The organism is Kitasatospora sp. NPDC059747, assembly GCF_042732955.1.
GTDB lineage: Bacteria > Actinomycetota > Actinomycetes > Streptomycetales > Streptomycetaceae > Kitasatospora.
In genome coordinates this window covers 54177-75245 of the sequence record NZ_JBHWGV010000041.1, presented here as the reverse complement: position 1 = coordinate 75245, position 21069 = coordinate 54177, and the positions used below count along the sequence as shown (strand labels likewise).

Sequence of the window (21069 nt, the reverse complement as noted above, 5' to 3'; positions counted from 1 at the left end):
CCCCGGGCGGGCGCCCGCCCGCGGCGCCCCGCCGCGGGTGCCCCGCCCGCCGCGCGCGGGCCCCCCTTCCGGCGCCTCCGGAGCCGCCGCCGGGGAGCGGTCCTGGTCGGACGTGTCGCGGGACACACCGGGTGAACCCTCCGAGAGGCCTGGGCAGGTTGGTTACCGACCGGTAGCATGGCGGTGAAGCGGCGCCGCTCGGGTCTTCGCCGGCGGCAGCCTGCCCACCTCAAATGTTGGTCCCTGGGAGGAGAGCCCCCGTGCCTCGTACCGCGAGGGACGTCGTCTTCGTCGATGGCGTCCGCACCCCGTTCGGCAAGGCCGGCCCGAAGGGCATCTACCACGAGACGCGCGCCGACGACCTGGTCGTCAAGTGCATCCGGGAGCTCGTGCGCCGTAACCCGAACCTGCCCGTCGAGCGCATCGACGAGGTCGCCATCGCGGCCACCACGCAGATCGGCGACCAGGGTCTGACCATCGGCCGCACCGCCGCCCTGCTGTCCGGCCTGCCCAAGTCCGTGCCCGGCTACGCGATCGACCGCATGTGTGCCGGTGCGCTGACCGCCGTCACCACCACGGCCGGCGGCATCGCCTTCGGCGCCTACGACATCGTCGTGGCCGGTGGCGTCGAGCACATGGGCCGCCACCCGATGGGCGAGGGCGTCGACCCGAACCCGCGCTTCGTCTCCGAGAAGCTGGTCGACGAGTCCGCCCTGTTCATGGGCATGACCGCGGAGAACCTGCACGACCGCTTCCCGCACATCACCAAGGAGCGCTGCGACGCCTACGCCGTGCGCTCCCAGGAGAAGGCCGCCAAGGCGTACGCCAACGGCGACATCCAGCCCGACCTGGTGCCGATCACGATCCGCAACACCAACCCCGAGGTCGGCGAGACCGGCTGGGGCCTGGCCACCGTGGACGAGCCGATGCGCCCGGGCACCACGATGGAGTCGCTGGCCGGCCTGAAGACCCCGTTCCGTCCGCACGGCAACATCACCGCGGGCAACTCGGCCGGTCTGAACGACGGTGCCACCGCCTCGCTGCTGGCCGCCGAGGACGTCGCCGAGGAGCTCGGCCTCCCGGTCAAGATGCGCCTGGTCTCCTACGCCTTCGCCGGCGTCGAGCCCGAGGTCATGGGCATCGGCCCGGTCCCGGCCACCGAGAAGGCGCTGGCCAAGGCCGGCCTCACCATCGACGACATCCAGGCCTTCGAGGTCAACGAGGCCTTCGCCGTCCAGGTGCTGTCCTTCCTCGACCACTACGGCATCGCGGACGACGACGAGCGGGTCAACCCGTTCGGCGGCGCGATCGCCTTCGGCCACCCGCTGGCCTCCTCCGGCGTCCGCCTGATGAACCAGCTGGCCCGCCGCTTCGAGCAGCGCCCGGACGTCCGCTACGGCCTCACCACGATGTGCATCGGCTTCGGCATGGGCGGCACCGTCATCTGGGAGAACCCGCATTGGAGCGGAGCGGAAAAGTCGTCTCAGGTCGAGGGTGGTAAGTGAGCATGAGCAACACCACTGAGCTGCTCCAGCAGGGCGCCGAGCTGTTCCCGGGCGAGGTCGTCACGACCGCGCACGTGCGCCACCTGGACCTGCCGCTGCAGGCCGGCAAGCTGGCCCTCATCACCCTGGACAACGGCTTCGACCACACCAAGCCGACCACCTTCGGCCCCGGCTCGCTGCTGAAGCTGAGCGAGGCGCTGGACCAGGTCGAGGCCGAGGCCGCCGAGGGCACCATCGTCGGCGCCGCGATCACCGGCAAGCCGTTCATCTTCGCCGTCGGCGCCGACCTCAAGGGCGTCGAGCTGCTCAAGGAGCACGCGGACGCGCTCGCCATCGGCAAGGGCGGCCACGAGGTCTTCAAGCGGATCGCCGCGCTGCCCGTCCCCACCTTCGCCTTCTACAACGGCGCGGCGATGGGCGGCGGCGTCGAGGTCGGCCTGCACTGCGACTACCGCACCGTGTCGGCGGGCGTCCCGGCGTTCTCGCTGCCCGAGGTCTTCCTCGGCCTCGTCCCCGGCTGGGGCGGCTGCACCATCCTGCCGAACCTGATCGGCCCCGCGAAGGCCGTCAAGGTCATCATCGAGAACTCGATGGCGCAGAACAAGCAGCTCAAGGGCAAGGACGTGTTCGAGCTGGGGATCGCCGACGCGATCTTCGAGCCGGCCGACTTCCTGGAGCAGTCGCTGCTGTGGGCGGCCAAGGTCCTCAAGGGCGACGTGGCCGTCGAGCGCGAGGCGATCGACCGCGGCAAGGCCTGGGACGACGCCGTCGCCTGGGGCCGCCTGGTCGCCGACGCCAAGGTGCACGGCGCGGCCCCGGCCGCCTACCGGGCGCTGGACATCATCGCCCAGGTCAAGGACCAGGACCTGCAGGCCGGCTTCGACGCCGAGGACGCCGCCCTGGCCGACCTGATCATGGGCGGCGAGCTGCGCAGCGGCATCTACGCCTTCAACCTGGTGCAGCGCCGGGCCAAGCGCCCGGTCGGCGCGCCGGACAAGTCGCTGGCCCGCCCGGTCTCCAAGGTCGGCGTCGTCGGCGCCGGTCTGATGGCCTCGCAGCTGGCGCTGCTGTTCGCCCGCCGTCTGGAGGTGCCGGTGGTCCTCACCGACATCGACCAGGAGCGCGTCGACAAGGGCGTCGGCTACGTCCACGCCGAGATCGACAAGCTGCTCGGCAAGGGCCGCATCGGCCAGGACAAGGCCAACCGCCTCAAGGGCCTGGTCACCGGCTCGCTCGACAAGGCCGCCGCCTTCGGCGACGCGGACTTCGTCATCGAGGCCGTGTTCGAGGAGATGGGCGTCAAGCAGACCGTCTTCGCGGACCTGGAGAACGTGGTCTCGCCGACCTGCGTGCTGGCGACCAACACCTCCTCGCTGTCGGTCACCGAGATGGCCTCGAAGCTGAAGCACCCCGAGCGGGTCGTCGGCTTCCACTTCTTCAACCCGGTCGCGATCCTGCCGCTGCTGGAGATCGTCCGCGGCGAGCGGACCGACGACGCCTCGCTGGCCACCGCCTTCGCGGTGTCGAAGAAGCTGAAGAAGACCTCGGTCCTGTGCAAGGACGCCCCGGCGTTCGTGGTGAACCGGATCCTGACCCGCTTCATGGGCGAGATCCAGAGCATCATCGACGAGGGCACCCCGATCGCCAGCGTCGAGAAGGCCGTCGAGCCGCTCGGCCTGCCGATGTCCCCGATCATGCTCCTGGAGCTGGTCGGCCCGGCCATCGCGCTGCACGTCTCGGAGACCCTGCACGGCGCCTTCCCGGAGCGGTTCTCCGTCTCCGAGAACCTCGGCAAGGTGGTCAAGGCCGGCAAGCGCGGCTTCTACACCTGGGTGGACGGCAAGCAGGTCCTCGACCCCGAGGTGCTGGAGCTGCTGGCCTTCGGCGACTCGGTGCTCACCGAGGAGCAGGTCCTCAGCCGTGCCCTGGAGGCCGTGGCGCAGGAGATCGGCCTGATGCTGGAGGAGGGTGTCGTCGCCGAGGCGCAGGACATCGACCTCTGCATGATCACCGGCGCCGGCTGGCCCTTCCACCTGGGCGGGATCACCCCGTACCTGGACCGTGAGGGCGTCTCGGAGCGGGTGAACGGCAAGCGGTTCCTCGCCCCCGGCGTGGCCTCGGTGCCCGCGTAAGGCGTAGCCCGTACGAACGGCGGAGCCCCGGTGACCTGGACGGTCACCGGGGCTCCTTCGTGCGTTCCCCCGGCCTGTCGGGCCGGGAGTGGTGTCAGTGCTTGAGGCGGGGGCCAGTGCTTCAGGCAGGGGTCAGTGCTTGAGGCGGTAGAAGACGGTGTCGCCGATGACGCCGATCATCTCGTAGTGGGTGTCCAGCAGGTTCTCGATCCTGGGGACCATCACGGGCTGGTAGGGGGCGATGCCGGAGTCGTCGACGAAGACCTCGGGCAGGCCGTTGGCCAGCTCCTTGTCGAAGGTCTGCCAGGCGTTGGAGACGCTGAACTGCTCGCCGACGTTCTGGCTGCCGTCCTTGCCGCCGCTGTAGTTGGTGAGGAAGCCGGCGGTCAGGTAGCGGGTGGCGGGCTTGCGGTCGGCCAGCCAGTACAGCTCGGGGTGCATGCCCCAGACCAGCACGGTGTCCTTCGGGGTGGTCTGGGCGGCCACCGCGGTGGCGACCTCGGTGGTGCGGCTGAGCCGCTCCCCCGGCCAGGCCAGGGCGAGGCCCCAGAAGACGGTGGAGGCGACCGTCGTGTACACCAGGACGGGCTTCCAGCGGACCGCCGAGGTGGCCACCGCGCCGGTGCCCAGGAGCACCAGCGGCGGCATCAGCTGGAGGTAGTAGTGGCCGAAGAAGTGGAAGCCCACGCTGACCGCGACGACCGACGAGAGCAGCCACACCCACAGGTCGGCGGTGGAGCCGTGCTCCTCGCCGGCGACCGGCAGCGGGCGGTGGCGGTGCTTGAGCCACAGGCGCCGGCCCACCGGGAGCAGGAAGCCCAGGCCGGCGGCGACCAGGATGGCCGAGTTGCCGAGCGCGCGGCCGGTCATCTGCAGCCAGGCGCCGCCGAAGGAGGCGTAGTCCCCGCTGCCGGTGACCACCCAGAAGAGGAAGCCCTTGGGCTTGGTCAGGATGACCGCGACGAGCGCTATCGGCAGCGCGAAGCCGAAGCCGATCTTGAACAGGGCGGGCGGCCAGCGCACCCCGCGGCGGCGGGCGTCCTGGAGGAGCATCCACAGCACCGGGAGCAGCACCGCGCCGCCGGTCTGCTTGGTCAGCGAGCAGAGCGCGACCGCGATGCCGGCGGCCAGCCAGCGGCGGCGCTCGGCGTAGCGGAAGGCGGCCACCATGGCGGGCAGCATGAAGACCTCGAAGGTCGCCGCCTGGGTGTCCTCCGGGGAGAGCCCGATGGACACCAGCAGGTAGAGCAGCCCGGCGCCGGCGCCGGCCCGGTTGCCCCAGCGGCCGCGGGCGATGGAGGCCAGCAGGATCGCGGTGACCAGGTGGGCGACCACCGCGAGGGTGCGCAGCGGCCACAGCGAGGCGGAGCCGAAGACGGCGAAGCAGGCCTGGTAGAGCCAGGGCAGCAGCGGCGGCTTGCGGTCGACCACGGTGTCGTACAGGACCCCGCCGTCGGCCAGCATCCGGGCCTGGGTGGCCAGGAAGCCCTCGTCGGGGCTCCACACCGGCCGGGCGAAGGAGGGGATGTGGGTGGCGAGCGCCACCAGTGCCAGCACCGGCACCAGCCTGGTCCAGTACCCGGTGGTGACGTGGGTACGGACGCGCTCGGGCAGGCGCTGGGCCAGCCCGGCGAGGCGGGGGTGGGTGGGGGTGGTCGGCACCATCACAACCTACCGGGCGGGATCGGCGCGGGCAGCGCCGGTCCCGCCTTTCGGTGCGATTATCGGCTCGTCTTGTGACGAGCTGTTACAGAGTTGGGGCAAACGGCCCTGCGACGGGGCTCAGGCCTCGACGCGGGCCTCCGTGGCGGCCTTGTCCAGACCGGCCACCAGAGCGGTCACCTTGCGGGCGATGTCCGGGGCGTTGAGGCCGATCTCCGCCAGGATCTCGGCCCGGGTCGCGTGGTCCAGGAACTCCTGCGGGATGCCGAAGTCGCGCACCGGCAGGTCCACGTCGGCGTCGCGCAGCGCCTGCGCCACGGCGGCGCCGACGCCGCCCGCGCGGCCGTTGTCCTCGATCGTGACGACGGCGCGGTGCTCGGCGGCCAGGCCCGGCAGGGCCGGGTCGACCGGCTTGACCCAGCGCGGGTCCACCACGGTCGCGGTGATGCCCTGGGCGGCCAGCAGGTCGGCGACCTCCAGGCTGGTGCCGGCCATCGCGCCGACCGAGACGATCAGCACGTCGGCGCGGTGCGCCCCGGCGGACTCCTCCGCGGCGCGCAGCACGTCCATGCCGCCCACCCGGCCGACGGCGGCGACGGCCGGGCCGACGGTGCCCTTGGAGTAGCGCACGACCGTCGGCGCGTCCTCGACCTCGACGGCCTCGCGCAGCTGGGCGCGCAGCTGGTCGGCGTCGCGCGGGGCGGCCAGGCGCAGGGTCGGGACGACCTGCAGGATCGACATGTCCCACATGCCGTTGTGGGAGGCGCCGTCGCTGCCGGTGACGCCCGCCCGGTCGAGCACGAAGGTGACGCCCAGCTTGTGCAGGGCCACGTCCATCAGGACCTGGTCGAAGGCGCGGTTCAGGAAGGTCGCGTAGACGGCGACGACGGGGTGCAGGCCGCCGGTGGCCAGGCCGGCGGCGCTGGTGACGGCGTGCTGCTCGGCGATGCCGACGTCGAAGATCCGCTTCGGGAAGGCCTCCGCGAACGGGGCCAGGCCGACCGGGTGGAGCATGGCGGCGGTGATGCCGACCACGTCCTCGCGCTCGCGGCCGATCGCGACCATCTCCTCGGCGAAGACGGACGTCCAGTCCTTGCCCGCGCTCTTGATCGGCAGGCCGGTCTCCGGGTGGATCACGCCGACCGCGTGGAAGCGGTCCTCGTCGTTGTTCTCGGCGGCGTGGTAGCCGCGGCCCTTCTCGGTGAGGCAGTGGACGATCACCGGGCCGCCGAAGCCGCGCGCCTTGGTCAGCGCGGACTCCAGGGCGGTGAGGTCGTGGCCGTCGATCGGGCCGATGTACTTGAGGCCGAGGTCCTCGAACATGCCCTGCGGGGCGATGAAGTCCTTGAGGCCCTTCTTGGCGCCGTGCAGCGTCTCGAAGAGCTGCTGGCCGACCACCGGGGTGCGCTGGAGCGCGTCCTTGCCCCAGGACAGGAAGCGCTCGTAGCCCTGGGTGGTGCGCAGCGTGGAGAGGTGGTTGGCCATGCCGCCGATGGTCGGCGAGTAGGAGCGCTCGTTGTCGTTGACGACGATGACGACCGGGCGGTCCGTGGCGTCGGCGATGTTGTTGATCGCCTCCCAGGCCATGCCGCCGGTGAGGGCGCCGTCGCCGATGACCGCGACGACCGGGTCGCTGTTGCCCTTGAGCTGGTTGGCCTTGGCCAGGCCGTCGGCGTAGGAGAGCACGGTGGAGGCGTGCGAGTTCTCGATCACGTCGTGCTCGGACTCGGCGCGGGACGGGTAGCCCGACAGGCCGCCCTTCATCCGCAGCATCGAGAAGTCCTGGCGGCCGGTGAGCAGCTTGTGGACGTAGCTCTGGTGGCCGGTGTCGAAGAGGATGCGGTCGCGCGGGGAGTCGAAGACCCGGTGCAGCGCGATGGTGAGCTCCACCACGCCGAGGTTGGGGCCGAGGTGGCCGCCCGTCTTGGAGACCTCCGTCACCAGGAAGGTCCGGATCTCCTGCGCCAGTGCGGCCAGCTGTCCGGGCGTGAGCCGGTCGAGATCGCGCGGTCCCCGAATGCGGGTCAGCAGGGCCACCCGTTCCTCCTCGTTCAGTGTTCGCGGACCGCGGCCGGTCCGACGGGCGTCGCTGCCCGGTGTGCCGGTGCGCCTCGACGGTCCGCTGCGACGGTCGTGGTCGGTGCCGACCGGTCGAGTCTAATGTCCGCCTGCCGGACACCGAGCGGCGCGCCCGGTGCCACCGGCCGGCCATGGACGATCCCCGAGGTGACGGGGGTCCGGGCGGGAGCGGGTCGCGTCAATTCCGATTGACGGAGGCGGCGGCGAGGGCGCCCGACTCCCCCATCTCGCTCATGACGAGCGCCAGCGCGCCCAGCACCTCCGCGCGGCCGCCCAGGGTGCCCGGCACCACGGACAGCTGGCGGGCGGCGCTCGGGATCGCGTAGCGGGCGACCGAGTCCCGGATCGGGGCCAGCACCAGCTCACCGGCCTCGGCGAGGTCGCCGCCGAGGATCACCCGGCGCGGGTTGAGCAGGTTGCACAGGGTGGCGACGCCGGTGCCGATCTGCCGGCCCGCGTCGGCGATCACCCGGCGGCAGCCGAGGTCGCCCTGGTGGGCCAGCTCGACCACCCTGGGCAGGGTGAGGTCGGGGCCGAGGGTCGAGGAGAGCAGGGAGAGCAGGTAGCGGGAGCCGACGAAGGTCTCCAGGCAGCCGCGGTTGCCGCAGCGGCAGACCGGGCCGGCCTCGTCCAGCGTGATGTGCCCTATCTCACCGGCGGTGCCGCCCGGGCCGCGGTAGATCTGGCCGTTGACCACCAGGCCGGCGCCGACCCCGCTGGCGATCTTGATGTAGGCGAGGTCGCTCAGACCGCGGCCGGCGCCCCAGACCAGCTCGCCGAGCGCGCCGAGGTTGGCGTCGTTGTCGACGTGCACCGGCATGCCGAGCCGCTCGGCCAGCTCGCGGCCGGGGGCGATGCCCGTCCAGCCGGGCAGGATCGCGGTGGAGCCGAGTGCGCCGGTCTCCACGTCGATCGGGCCGGGCACGCCGAGGCCGACGCCGATCACCTTGTCCGGGCGGAAGCCGGCCTGCGCCAGGAGCCGATCGACCATGGCCTCGGCGCGGTCGAAGCCCTGGGCGGCGGAGACGTCGACGTCGATCGGGGCGCTCTCCTCGGCGAGCACCCGGTGCGCGAGGTTGCCGACCGCGACCCGCAGGTGGGTGTGGCCGAAATCGATGCCGACGACGATGCCGGCGTCGCCGCTGAGCGAGACGCTGCGGGCCCGGCGGCCGCCGGAGGAGGTGTCGGCGACGACGACGGTGCCGCTCTCCTTCAGTTCCCGCACGATGTTGGAGACGGTGGCCGCCGAGAGACCGGTGCCGCGGGCGATCTCGGCCTGGGTCAGCGAGCCGGCCATCCGCACGGCCCGCAGCACGCGCTCCAGGTTCGCCCGGTGCAGCGATGACTGCGAGCCCGGTGTGTCCGTCGCCATGATCCACCATCCCAGAGGGGCGGGGACCCCTCCGCCGGGCGTCCCCTTCAACTCCTGAAGCCTACGGCTCCGGGTGGGAGGTGGGGGTGTTGGAGGCGGGATCAGGGGGCGGCGAGGGTGACGGCGGGCGACCGTGGGGGTAACGGGAGGGGCGCGGCCGGGCGGGGAGGTGGGGGTGCTGGAGGCGGGATCAGGGGGCGGCGAGGGTGACGGCGGGCGGCGGAGGAGGCGGCGGGAGGAGGCGTGGCCGGGCGGGGAGGTGGGGGTGCTGGAGGCGGGATCGGGGGGCGGCGAGGGTGACGGCGGGCGGCCGTGGGGGTAACGGGAGGAGACGTGGCCCGGGTGGCCGGCGGGGTCGTCAGGTCACGGTGGGGTTGAGGTGGTGGGGGGATCCCGGGGAGGTCCGGGGGCTTTCGGGCTCCTGCCGACAGCCGAAATCCGGTCACCACTACCATGGTGCCCAATCTCACGCGTCCCACCGGACCGCGGACGGTACCGGCAGGGGACGAATCCAGACATGACGGGGAATCAGATGGCAGGGGATCACCCTACGCCGGGGGCAGGCGAAACACCGGGCAGCGGCCCGCAGGAACACCGCGGCGTCTCGTTCGGGCGCCAGCCCGGCGTCGACCCGGCCGCCGTCGCCGACCAGATGACGCAGCTGGACGGCTCGGCGATCCCGGGACCGGCGGCGCCCGCGGGACCGCCGGCCCAGCCGGCGGCGCCGCCGGCCGCACCGCCGACCGGCCCGGCCTACGCGCCGACCGCCGCCGCCTTCCCCTCCCAGGCCCCGCCGCCGCCCCCGGCCGGCGCGCCCGTCGGCCCGTACGACCCGGTGCCCGGCGGCTACCAGGCGCCCGACGCCGGGCAGTCCTACGGCGGCGGCTACGGCTACCCGCAGGAGCAGCAGAGCGGCTACGCCTACCCGACCACGCCGGTGCCGGCCGTGCCGAAGCAGCGCAACCCCGTCATGGTGTGGGGCGGCATCATCGGCGGCGTGCTCGCGATCGCCATCGTCGCCGCGCTGGTCGTGCTGTTCCAGCAGAAGGACAACCCCGACAACCCGGTCGCGAACACCGGCGGGACCACCACCGGCACCTCCGGCGACGGCGGCAGCACCAGCACCGGGACCAGCAGCGGCACCAGCGGCAACGGCGGCACGGGCGGCAGCGGTGCCAGCTACAACGTCGCCTGGTCCGTCCCCAAGGCCACCGACTCGGACGGCAGCACCCAGATGCTCGGCATCTGGGCCACCGACAAGCTCGCCGTGCGCGTGGACTCCAACGGCATCCGCGCGTACAACCTGTCCGACGGCAAGCCCGCGTGGTCCATCCCGGTGCCGAACGGCGCCAAGGAGCTGTGCGCCGCGTCGAACAGCACCAACTCCAAGAACATCGGCGCCGTCGCCTTCAACACCGGTGACAGCGACTGCTCCACCATGGCCGCCGTCGACCTCACCTCGGGCAAGCTGACCTGGAGCGTCAAGGTCTCCAACGACCGGCTCTCCTCCCCGACCCTGTCCGTCACCGACAAGGTCGTCGCGATCGGCGGCCGGCTGGTCGGCGCGGTCAGCATCGACAACGGCAGCACCGTCTGGTCGTGGAAGCCGCGCGACAGCAGCTGCACCGTGACGGGCCGCACCGCCGCCGCCCAGATCGTGATCAGCGACCGCTGCTACGAGAGCAGCCCGAAGTCCCAGCTGTACGTGGTGGACTCGGAGACCGGCGCGCAGAAGAGCACGCCGCTCGCGCTCGCCGGCAGCATCGAGGCGGTCGACAAGGTCGTCTCCGCGGATCCGCTGGTGGTGCTCATGACCAACGGCACCAACGGCGACTACGTCCTGCCGTTCGACAAGAGCGACAAGCCGGGCAACCCGATGTCGGTCAAGGAGCCCGGCTCCGACAGCCTGCGCCTGACCGGCCTGAGCGACGCGATCAGGGCGAACGTCGTCAGCGGGAACATCCTGTACGCGCAGGTCACCGGGACCAAGGACGCCGTCAACGCGTACGACCTGACCACCGGCAAGCGGCTGTGGTCGGCCGCCAACCCGACGGCCAACCAGGACATCCGGCTCGTCTCCGGGTACGACAAGGACGGCAAGGTCCGCGCCATCCTCACCCAGGGCTACAAGAAGCCCGCCCGGCTCGTGACCCTCTCGCCGACCGACGGCTCGATGACCGACCTCGGGACCCTGGCCATGCCGGACGGCATGGACATCGGCGCCAGCCTGAACGAGTACAAGATGGCGCAGGACGCCAGCGAGGTCATCACCTTCTCGCGGTACGGCTCGGACTCGCCGCTCACCAAGTGGGCGAAGAAGTGACGACGGACTGACGTCGCTCCCGGGGAGGGGCGGGTCGGGGCTGCGGCCCCGGCCCGCCCCTCCTTCGTCGTCCCCCCGCCATTGCGCGGCCCGGGCCGTCCGCCCGCGATTATTCGGCGGGCCCGCGCGTTGCCCATGGGAAGATGCGCAACACCAGCCCGACGAAGGAGTTCAGCGAGTGCCCGGCACCAACCTGACCCGTGAGGAGGCCCGCACCCGGGCCGACCTCCTGCACGTGGACGCGTACGACATCGAGCTCGACCTCGGCACCGCCCGCGAGGGCGGGACCTTCCGGTCCACCACCGTCGTCCGGTTCACCGCCACGACCCCCGGCGCGGACACGTTCATCGACCTCGTCGCCCCGGGCGTCGAGGAGATCACCCTCAACGGCGCCGCGCTCGACCCCGCGAGCTTCGCCGACAGCCGCATCCCGCTGCCGGGCCTCGCGGCCGAGAACGAGCTGCGCGTCGTCGCGAACTGCGCCTACACCAACACCGGCGAGGGCCTGCACCGCTTCGTCGACCCGGTCGACGGCGAGACCTACCTGTACACCCAGTTCGAGGTGCCGGACGCCCGCCGCGTCTTCGCCAACTTCGAGCAGCCCGACCTGAAGGCCGCGTTCACCTTCACCGTCACCGCCCCCGAGGGCTGGGTCGTCGTCTCCAACTCGCCGACGCCGCAGCCGACCGGCGACGGGGACACCCGGGTGTGGGCCTTCGAGCCGACCGGCCGCATCTCCACCTACATCACCGCGCTGATCGCCGGCCCCTACGTCGGCGTCTTCGACAGCTACGAGAACGGCGACCAGAAGGTGCCGCTCGGCGTCTACTGCCGGCCCTCGCTGCGCGAATTCCTCGACGCCGAGGCCGTGTTCGAGGTCACCAAGCAGGGATTCGACTACTTCCAGGAGAAGTTCGACTACCCCTACCCGTTCGCCAAGTACGACCAGCTGTTCGTCCCGGAGTTCAACGCCGGCGCGATGGAGAACGCGGGCGCCGTCACCCTGCGCGACCAGTACGTGTTCCGCTCCAAGGTCACCGACGCCGCGTACGAGGCCCGCGCCGCGACGATCCTGCACGAGCTCGCCCACATGTGGTTCGGCGACCTCGTCACCATGGAGTGGTGGAACGACCTCTGGCTGAACGAGTCCTTCGCGACCTTCGCCGAGGCCGTCTGCCAGGCCGAGGCGCCCGGCTCCCGGTGGCCGCACTCCTGGACCACCTTCGCCAACCAGATGAAGACCTGGGCGTACCGGCAGGACCAGCTGCCGTCCACCCACCCGATCATGGCCGACATCAACGACCTGGAGGACGTCCAGGTCAACTTCGACGGCATCACGTACGCCAAGGGCGCCTCGGTGCTCAAGCAGCTCGTCGCCTACGTCGGCCAGGACGCCTTCTTCCAGGGCGTGCAGGCCTACTTCAAGCGCCACGCCTGGGGCAACACCCGCCTCGGCGACCTCCTCGGCGCGCTGGAGGAGGCCAGCGGACGCGACCTCAAGGCGTGGTCCAAGGCCTGGCTGGAGACCGCCGGCATCAACGTGCTGCACCCCTCGATCGTCCTGAACACCGACGGCGAGATCGAGTCCTTCACCGTCCTCCAGGAGGCCCCCGCCCTCCCCGCCGGCGCCAAGGGCGAGGCCGTGCTGCGCCCGCACCGCATCGCCATCGGCCTGTACGAACTCGCCGACGGCGACACCCTGGTGCGCACCGACCGGATCGAGCTCGACGTCGACGGGCCGCGCACCGAGGTGCCGGAGCTCGTCGGACGGCACCGGCCGGCCGTCGTCCTGCTCAACGACGACGACCTCTCCTACGCCAAGATCCGGCTCGACGAGGACTCGCTCGCCGTCGTCACCGAACACCTCGGCGCCTTCACCGAGTCGCTGCCCCGCGCCCTGTGCTGGGCCTCCGCCTGGGACATGACCCGCGACGGCGAACTCGCCGCCCGCGACTACCTGGCGCTCGCGCTCTCCGGCATCGGGCGCGAGAGCGACATCGGCGTCGTCCAGTCCGTGCAGCGGCAGGTCAAGCTCGCCCTCGACGCCTACACCGACCCGGCCTGGCGCGAGGAGGGCCTCGCCCGCTGGGCCGCCGCCGCCGAGGAGCACCTGCGGGCCGCCGAGCCCGGCAGCGACCACCAGCTGGCCTGGGCCCGCACGCTCTCCTCCGTCGCCCGCACCGACGCCCAGCTCGACCTGCTCGCCGGGCTGCTCGCCGGGACCACCGAGATCAAGGGCCTGGCCGTCGACACCGAGCTGCGCTGGACCCTGCTGGTCCGGCTCTCGGCCACCGGACGCGCCGACGAGGCGGCCGTCGCCGCCGAGCTGGCGCGCGACAACACCGCGGCCGGCCAGGAGCACGCCGCCACCTGCCGCGCGGCCCGGCCCACCGCCGAGGCCAAGGCGCAGGCGTGGGCGGCGGTCGTCGAGTCCGACACGCTCACCAACTACGTGCAGGAGGCCACCATCGCCGGCTTCCAGCAGGCCGACCAGCGGGAGCTGCTCGCACCGTACGCGGCGAAGTACTTCGACGCCGTCAAGGGCGTCTGGGAGACCCGCAGCCACGAGATCTCGCAGCAGATCATCGGCGGGCTGTACCCGGCGCTGCAGGTGTCGCAGGCGACGGTCGACGCCACCGACGCGTGGCTGGCCGCGGCCGAGCCGGCGCCGGCGCTGCGGCGCCAGGTCGTCGAGGCGAAGGCCGGGGTCGAGCGGGCGCTGCGGGCGCAGGCCGCCGACCGGGCGGCCGGGGCGCGCTAGGCCCGGACAACGCGGAGGGGCGCCGGACTCGGTCCGGCGCCCCTTCGGCGTTGGTGCGGGTCTTACTGGTGGACGGCCGCGGGGGCCGTCGGCTACTTCTTCTTGCCCTTGCCGTACGGCAGGCCCGCGAGGGCGGCGATGATCGCGAAGGCCGCGATCGGGATCAGCACGTACAGGCCGATGGTCTGGCCGACGCCGAGGCCGGAACCCGGGTCGTCGCCGTCGTCCCGGGTGAGGGCCATGGCGGGCGACGACAGCAGCATCATCAGCGTGACCGTTGCGGAGACCGCGCCGGCTCGCAAAGCGTTCCTCTTGTCCACGTTTTCCAACTTACCCGGGGCTTATGGGGTGGCGCGCGTCGGGGTGGGCCTCATGGGACGGGGGCGTGTGCGGGATGCCCTCCGGGCAGGGGGGCGGGGGCAGGGACGGGTGAGGCTCACGGGGTGGCGCGCGTCGGGGTGGGCCTCATGGGACTTCCGGGGCTCCGGGTGGGGGCGGCTCAGGGGCGGTGGTGGCGCGGGGTGGGGGCCAGGAGGTGGGACAGGAAGGCGGCGGCGGGGGTGGTGGCGAGGGTTTCCAGGGTCACCGGGTGGCCGGCGCCGTCGGCGATCGGGAGGCGCCAGTTCGGGTACTGGTCCCATGTGCCGGGGAGGTTCTGCGGGCGCGGGTCGCCGACCAGGTCGGGCAGCCACACGCCCACCAGCCCGGCCCCGGTGGCGCCCAGGAAGCGGTACAGCACCGGCATCGACAGCGGCTCCCCCGGCGCCAGCAGCCCCAGCCGCGTCAGCGCCGCCCGCCACTCGGCCAGCTCCGCCGCCGCCTCCGCCTGCTCGTCCCCCAGTGGCCGGGCCAACAGCCCCAGCCGGTGGCGCAGCTCGACGTGTTCGCCGGAGAGCCGGGCCGCCGTGCTGGGCAGGTCGTGGGTGGTGAGGGTGGCCAGGCAGCCGCGCCGCCAGCGGTCCGGTGGCAGGACCTCCCCGCCGGCCGCCCAGTCCCGTTCGAACCACAGCACGGACGTCCCGAGGATCCCGCGCTCGGCCAGTTCCTCGCGGACGCCCGGCTCGACCGTGCCGAGGTCCTCGCCGATCACCGCCGTCCCGGCGCGGTGCGCCTCCAGCGCGAGCACGCCGAGCATGGCCTCGGCGTCGTACCGGACGTACGCGCCCTCCGTCGGCGCGTGTCCCTCCGGCACCCACCACAGGCGGAACAGCCCCATCACGTGGTCGATCCGCACCGCGCCGGCGTGCCGGGCGGCGGCCCGCAGCAGTTCCGCGTACGGGGCATAGCCGGCGGCGGCGAGGGCGTCGGGGCGCCAGGGCGGCAGGCCCCAGTCCTGGCCGTGGGCGTTGAAGGCGTCCGGCGGGGCGCCGACCGAGATGCCGCCGGCCAGCACGTCCTGGAGCACCCAGGCGTCGGCGCCGTCCGGGTGGACGCCGACCGCGAGGTCGTGGATGAGGCCGACCGGCATGCCGGCGCCGTCGGCGGCGGCCCTGGCGGCGGCGAGCTGCTGGTCGACCTGCCAGGCGAGCCAGCGGTGGAACTCGACCCGGTCGGCGAGCTCCTTGCGGGCGCGCTCGGTCCCGGACCCGTCCGGGTGGCGCAGCCCCTTGGGCCAGGCGTGCCAGTCGGGGCCATGCTCCTCGGCGATCGCGTTCCACAGCGCGTACCGCTCCAGCCACTCGCCCTCGCGGCGCAGGTAGGCCCGGTAGGCGGCGTCGCGGCCGGTGCCCCGCGGGACCTCGTGCAGCAGTTCCAGCGCCTCGCGCTTGAGCGCCCAGACGGCGTCCCGGTCGATCAGGCCGTCGTGCGCGAGCACTTCGGCGCGGAGCCGGGCGGCCCGGCGGCCGAGTTCCTCGGCCTCGGCGCGCTGGTCGCCGACGAGGTAGGCGTACTCGGGGACGGCTTCGACGCGCAGGTGGACGGGGTCGGCGAAGCGGCGGGAGGAGGGGCGGTACGGGGACGGGTCGGAGGGGGCGCCGGGGAGGCCGGCGTGGAGGGGGTTGATCTGGACGAAGCCCGCGCCGAGGTCGGCGCCGGCCCACTGGGCGAGGTCGGCGAGGTCGCCGAGGTCGCCCATGCCCCAGGACCGCTCGGAGAGGAGGGAGTACAGCTGGGCGAGGAAGCCCCAGCTGCGGGTGGGGAGTTCGGGGAGCTTGTCGGGGGCGACGACGAGGGCCGCGCGCGCCGTGCCGCCGGCGCACTCGGCGGTGAGGACGTGTCGGCCGAGGGGCAGGTCGGCCGGGAGCCAGTGGGAGTGGCCGCGGGGCAGTTCCCACACGCCGCCGTCCTCCAGCTCGACGTGGAGGCGGGCGTCGGCGGGGACGTCGAGCGCGGTGCGGCGCCCCTGGCGGACGACGACGCAGGGCGGCAGCAACCGGGCCTGCTGCTCGGCCCGGTGACGGTCCAGCGCCGCCCGCACCTCCTCCGGCGTCCCGGCCTCGACTCCGAGCGCCCGCAGCACCGCCACCAGTGTCCGCGCGCCGACCGGCACCCCGCCGGGCCCCGGGTCCTTCGGATCGACCCCGTGCACCTGTGCCAGCGCCACCAGTTCGGGTGGCGGGGCCGGAGCGTCCTGCGCCGGCACCTTGAGCCCGTCGGCTCCGTCACGATCGAGATAAGCGGCCACTCGCGGCTCCTGCGATGTCTCGGCAACGCCAGTTCGGGACGACCACAGTCCTACCCGCGTGACGGCCCGATGACGCTGCGCGACACGAGCGCGAGCGGTCGACCGGCCGTCAGGAGGGGCCGGGGAGGGGGAACGGCGCGGCTGCGGGTGGGTGGAGGCGCGCGTCGAGAAAGGGACGAGGAGAGCGCAAGGGCGGCGAGCGGTCGACCGGCCATCGGGAGGGGCTGGGAAGGGGGAACGGCGCGGCTGCGGGTGGGCGGAGGCGCGCGTCGAGAAAGGGACGAGGAGAGCGCAAGGGCGGCGAGCGGTCGACCGGCCGTCAGGAGGGGCTGGGAAGGGGGAACGGCGCGGCTGCGGGTGGGCGGAGGCGCGCGTCGAGAAAGGGACGAGGAGAGCGCGAGGAGCGGCGAGCGGTCGACCGGCCGTCAGGAGGACCGGCCGCCCCGGGCGGTTCTGCTGGTGGGAGGGATGACCCGGGGGGGGAGGCACGGTGATCAATTGGGCAAAGTGGACATATCTGACGACGGCGTTGACACCGGGTTGGGTAGCTGGTGGGGTTGCGGCGATGTGGTCCAGGCCTGGCGAGGAGGCTCCTGTGCAAGCCCGAGTTTCCGTAGCGGCCGGGCGGCGGCTGCGGCAGCAGTTGGAGCAGAGCTCCGCGCTGCGCGATGTCCTGCACCACCCCGCGGCGCTGGCGGCCCGGCGGGCCACCGCGCGGACGTGCCGTCAGCTGGCGCCGAAGACGGCGGACCGGCTGATCGCCGACCTCAAGGGGACGGAGCCGCTGCTGGCGTCCGTGCGCGCCGAGCGAGCGGCCGGGAGCCGCGCGCCGGGGCGGCGGGCGCTGCAGATCGCGGCCGGGGTCGCCGCGGCGGCCGTGGTCGGCGGGCTCCTCGCGGGGCCGGTGCCGTCGGCGGCGGCGTACGCGGGGGTACCCGGGCCGGACGTGGTGAGCACCGCGCCGCAGACGCCGCTGGGGAGCGTGACGAACCCGCAGGTGTTCCCGCGGCCGCAGGAGCAGACGGTGGCCGGGAAGCCGGTCGTGGTGCCGGCCGCGGTGACGCTGGTGACGGCGCCGAAGGCGGACCACGGCGCGGTGGACGCGGTGCACGAGGTGCTCGGGATCGCCGGGGCCACCGACTTCACCACCGTGTCCGACGTCGACGCCCCGCCGGCCGCGGGCTCGCTCGTCGTGTACGTCGGCGGGCCGGCCGAGGGCGCGGGCGGCGCGGTGGACCGGGCGCTGCGCGACCTGGCCGCCGCGGGCGGGACGAAGGACGGCGCCGCGCCGTCGCTGATCGGGATGCCGATCGGCGGCTACGTGCTGACGGCCGGCCAGCTGCCCGCGCAGGGCGGCGGGACGTACGGCGCGGTGGTGCTGGCGGGCGCGGACGCGGCGGGCACCTTCTACGCGGCGCAGAGCCTGCGGCAGTTGCTGGCGGCGGTGCCGGCCGGGCAGGGGCAGAACCAGGCGCCCGGCGCCTCGGGGCTCGGCCTGCCGGGGATCACGCTGCGCGACTGGCCGTCCGGGGCGCCGGTGCGCGGCACCGCGGAGGCGTTCTACGGCACGCCGTGGACGGCGCAGCAGCGGCTGGACCAGGTGGAGTTCCTGGGCCGCTCGAAGCAGAACTTCTACCTCTACGCGCCCGGTGACGACCCGTACCGGCTGTCGCGCTGGCGCGACGCGTACCCGGCGGACAAGACGGCCGAGCTGCGCGAGCTGGGCGGCCGGGCGGCCGCCAACCACGTGACGCTCGGGTACGCCGTCGACCCGGGGCAGTCGTTCTGCTTCAGCTCGGGCAAGGACGTGGACGCGCTGGTGGCGAAGCTGGACGGGCTGCGCGCCCTCGGCTTCTCCGCGTTCCAGCTGCAGTTCCTGGACGTCAGCTACGACGAGTGGCACTGCTCCGACGACCGTTCGACGTACGGCACCGGGCCGGCCGCCGCGGCCAAGGCGCAGGCCGCGCTCGCCGCGAAGGTGCAGGACCGGCTGATCTCGAAGAACCCGGGCCTGGCACCGCTGTCGATCGTGCCGACCGAGTACCACCAGTCGGGTTCGACGCCCTACCGCAAGGCGCTCGCGGACGCGCTGCCGGCCGGGGTGCAGGTGGCGTGGAGCGGGGTCGGGGTGATCCCGGAGAAGATCACCGGCGCTCAGGCCTCGGACACCGCGGGCCTGTACGGGCACCCGCTGGTCACCATGGACAACTACCCGGTCAACGACGCCAACCCGGACCGGCTCTACCTCGGCGCCTACACCGGGCGCGACCCGGAGGTGGCGAGCCGTTCGGCGGTGATGCTGACCGGGGCGATGCAGCAGCCGGTGGCCTCCCGGATAGCCCTGTCGACGGCCGGCGACTTCGCCTGGAACCCGGCCGCGTACAAGCCGGACGAGTCCTGGCAGGCCGCGCTGCGCACGATGGCCGGGCCGACCGGCGCCTCCGCGACCCCGGCCGGGTCGGCACTGGCGGCCGTCACCGCGCTGGCCGGCAACAGCTCGTCCTCGCCGCTGTCCAAGCAGGAGTCGGGCTACCTGACCCCGCTGATCGACAGGTTCTGGGCGACCGCCGAGCCCACCTCGGGCGCGGCCCCCGACCTCGCCAAGCTGATAGAGGCCGCGGGCCCGCTGCGGGAGGCGTTCGGCGCGATGGCCTCGGCCCAGGAGACGCTGGCCGGCACCGCGGCGACGTCCGCGCTGGCCGCCGAGGCCGGGCCGTGGCTGGTGCCACTGCACGGGTACGGGCTGGCCGGGCAGGCCGCCCTCGACATGCTGCTGGCGCAGCACGGCGGTGACGGCGCCGCCGCCTGGAAGGCCCGGGTGGAGCTGAACCGGCTGCGCGAGCAGCTGGCGCAGAGCCCGGCGACGATCGGCGCGGGCGTGCTCGGCCCGTTCCTGGAGCACGCGCTGCGGGCCGCCGACAACTGGGCGGGCGTGGTCAGCGGCGGCATCAGCCCGACGACGACGATGGGCTCCGCGCACGACCACCTGCCGGCGCTGATGACCGACGGCCAGGCCGACACCTTCTACTGGAGCTCCGCTCCCCCGCAGCCGGGCGACTCGGTCGGCGTGGACCTCGGCTCCGGGCGCCCGGTCAGCGGCGTCACCGTCCTGATGGGCGGCTGGGGCGACGGGCCGGACGCCCAGAGCGCGGTGGACGACTACATCCGCGACGGCGTGCTGGAGTACTCGACCGGCGAGGGCGGCTGGAAGCAGCTGGCCGTGGTGAAGAACCAGAAGACGGTCAGCGCCCAGGTGCCCGCCGGCACGGTGGTGCGGGCGGTGCGGCTGCGCGCCACCGCCGCCCAGAAGACCGCGGTGGCGGTGCGCGAGTTCACCGTGACGGCGCCGGACGAGGCCCCGGCGAGCGTCTCCGGCGGACCGGCCGCGCTGCCCGGCTCCTCGGCGGCCGCGGTGCTGGACGGTAACCCGGACACCGCCTACCGGGCGGCCAGCGCGCCGACCGCGCAGGACGAGCCGCTGACCGTCGAGCTGGGCGCGGCCCGGCCGGTGGACCGGCTCACCGTGCTGACCGACCCGAGTGTGAAGGCCACCGCGACCGTGTCGCTGCGGCGCCCGGACGGCACCTGGTTCGACATAGGGACGATCAACCCGGGCTACAACGAGCTGCCGGCCGGCGGCCAGCCCGCCGACGCGTTCCGGCTGACCTGGAAGCCGGGCGGCGACCCGCCGGTCGTCAACCAGGTGATCCCCTGGTACGCGGACGCCCCCGCGGCCCGGCTCACCCTGGCCGACCCGTCCCTGGACGTCGTGACCGGCGCGGCCGCGCCCGCCCAGACCCAGGCGACGGTCACGGCCGGCCGCCCCGAGGGCACCACCGGCAGCCTGCAGGCCGACGTGCCGGCGGCGGCGAAGGGCCTGACGGTGGCGCCGGCGGCCGGGGTGACGGTGCCGCGCGGCGGGAAGGTCGGGGTGCCGCTGCTGGTCAGCGCCGCGGCCGGGACGCCGTCCGGGACGTACCAGGTACCGGTGCAGTACGTGGCCGGCTCGACCGTCGTCAAGCAGGTGCTCCAGGTGCACGTGGTGCCGCCGACCGGCGGGGCGGACCTCGCGCTCGGCGCGAAGGCCACCTCCTCGGGCGACGAGACGGCGAACTTCCCGGCCTCGAACATCGCCGACGGCGACCCGAAGACCCGCTGGTCCTCGCCCGCGCAGGACAACGCCTGGGTGCAGCTGGAGCTGCCGCAGGCCGTCCGGCTCGGTGCGGCGGTGCTGCACTGGCAGGCCGCGTACGCCGCGTCGTACAAGATCCAGACCTCGTCGGACGGGGTCACCTGGACGACCGCGGCGAGCGTGGACAACGGCAAGGGCGGCGACGAGACGGTGCGCTTCGACGCCGCGAACGCCAAGTTCCTGCGGATGCAGGGTGTGACCCGGGCCACCAAGTACGGCTACTCGCTGTGGGGGATCGAGCTGTACGCCGTGACGCCGCCCGCGCAGCCGCAGCCGCCGGTGGCTCCTCCGGCGCAGCCGGGGACCCCGGGCACCCCCGGCACCACGCCCGCGCAGCAGCCGCAGCCGCAACCGGGACAGCCGGCCGCGGGACAGCAGCCGCCAGCCGCCGGGACGCCGCCCAAGCAGTAGTCCGTG

The 21069-nt window shown here is 73.5% G+C and carries 10 protein-coding genes; 5 read left to right on the top strand and 5 right to left on the bottom strand.

Translation table 11 applies throughout. The annotated features are described in order from the left end of the window. The first annotated feature begins 260 nt into the window (after positions 1 to 260). Positions 261 to 1505, top strand: coding sequence for an acetyl-CoA C-acyltransferase (locus ACFV4G_RS19715; protein WP_363655388.1), 1245 nt, complete (start codon positions 261 to 263; stop codon positions 1503 to 1505). Between the two features lie 2 nt (positions 1506 to 1507). Next, positions 1508 to 3637 carry a 3-hydroxyacyl-CoA dehydrogenase NAD-binding domain-containing protein gene (locus ACFV4G_RS19710; protein WP_380441992.1) on the top strand — a complete coding sequence of 710 codons (2130 nt, stop codon included), beginning with the start codon at positions 1508 to 1510 and terminating at the stop codon, positions 3635 to 3637. Positions 3638 to 3769: 132 nt separating this feature from the next. Here ACFV4G_RS19710 and ACFV4G_RS19705 read toward each other — a convergent pair whose 3' ends face one another. The 3 genes from ACFV4G_RS19705 to ACFV4G_RS19695 all read right to left on the bottom strand — a co-directional run bounded on the left by ACFV4G_RS19705 (position 3770) and on the right by ACFV4G_RS19695 (position 8750). Further along, on the bottom strand, positions 3770 to 5302 hold the full coding sequence (locus ACFV4G_RS19705; protein ID WP_380441990.1) for an ArnT family glycosyltransferase: 1533 nt from the start codon (positions 5300 to 5302) through the stop codon (positions 3770 to 3772). Positions 5303 to 5419: 117 nt separating this feature from the next. Continuing rightward, on the bottom strand, positions 5420 to 7336 hold the full coding sequence (gene dxs, locus ACFV4G_RS19700; protein WP_380441988.1) for a 1-deoxy-D-xylulose-5-phosphate synthase: 1917 nt from the start codon (positions 7334 to 7336) through the stop codon (positions 5420 to 5422). A gap of 220 nt (positions 7337 to 7556) precedes the next feature. Then, complete coding sequence (locus ACFV4G_RS19695) at positions 7557 to 8750, bottom strand: ROK family protein (protein WP_380441986.1); 1194 nt, start codon at positions 8748 to 8750, stop codon at positions 7557 to 7559. A gap of 532 nt (positions 8751 to 9282) precedes the next feature. Here ACFV4G_RS19695 and ACFV4G_RS19690 point away from each other — a divergent pair. Together ACFV4G_RS19690 and pepN are read left to right on the top strand one after the other, a co-directional pair. Further along, positions 9283 to 11073, top strand: coding sequence for a PQQ-binding-like beta-propeller repeat protein (locus ACFV4G_RS19690; protein WP_380441984.1), 1791 nt, complete (start codon positions 9283 to 9285; stop codon positions 11071 to 11073). A gap of 178 nt (positions 11074 to 11251) precedes the next feature. Beyond that, positions 11252 to 13834: an aminopeptidase N gene (pepN, locus tag ACFV4G_RS19685; protein ID WP_380441982.1), complete on the top strand. Its 2583-nt coding sequence runs from the start codon at positions 11252 to 11254 to the stop codon at positions 13832 to 13834. A gap of 92 nt (positions 13835 to 13926) precedes the next feature. Here pepN and ACFV4G_RS19680 read toward each other — a convergent pair whose 3' ends face one another. Next, positions 13927 to 14154, bottom strand: coding sequence for a hypothetical protein (locus ACFV4G_RS19680; protein ID WP_380441980.1), 228 nt, complete (start codon positions 14152 to 14154; stop codon positions 13927 to 13929). A 179-nt stretch (positions 14155 to 14333) separates the two neighbouring features. Beyond that, positions 14334 to 16418, bottom strand: coding sequence for a 4-alpha-glucanotransferase (gene malQ, locus ACFV4G_RS19675; protein WP_380441996.1), 2085 nt, complete (start codon positions 16416 to 16418; stop codon positions 14334 to 14336). A gap of 637 nt (positions 16419 to 17055) precedes the next feature. Between malQ and ACFV4G_RS19670 the strand changes: the two genes are divergently transcribed. Beyond that, a complete protein-coding gene (locus ACFV4G_RS19670) occupies positions 17056 to 21063 on the top strand; it encodes a beta-N-acetylglucosaminidase domain-containing protein (protein ID WP_380441978.1) in 4008 nt (1335 codons plus the stop codon). Positions 21064 to 21069 lie beyond the last annotated feature (6 nt).

Excerpts from the sequence above, each read along its gene's own strand:
- ACFV4G_RS19705 (WP_380441990.1), bottom strand. The coding sequence starts at position 5,302 with ATGGTGCCGACCACCCCCACCCACCCCCGCCTCGCCGGGCTGGCCCAG.
- ACFV4G_RS19710 (WP_380441992.1), top strand. The coding sequence starts at position 1,508 with ATGAGCAACACCACTGAGCTGCTCCAGCAGGGCGCCGAGCTGTTCCCG.
- ACFV4G_RS19695 (WP_380441986.1), bottom strand. The coding sequence starts at position 8,750 with ATGGCGACGGACACACCGGGCTCGCAGTCATCGCTGCACCGGGCGAAC.
- ACFV4G_RS19690 (WP_380441984.1), top strand. The coding sequence starts at position 9,283 with ATGGCAGGGGATCACCCTACGCCGGGGGCAGGCGAAACACCGGGCAGC.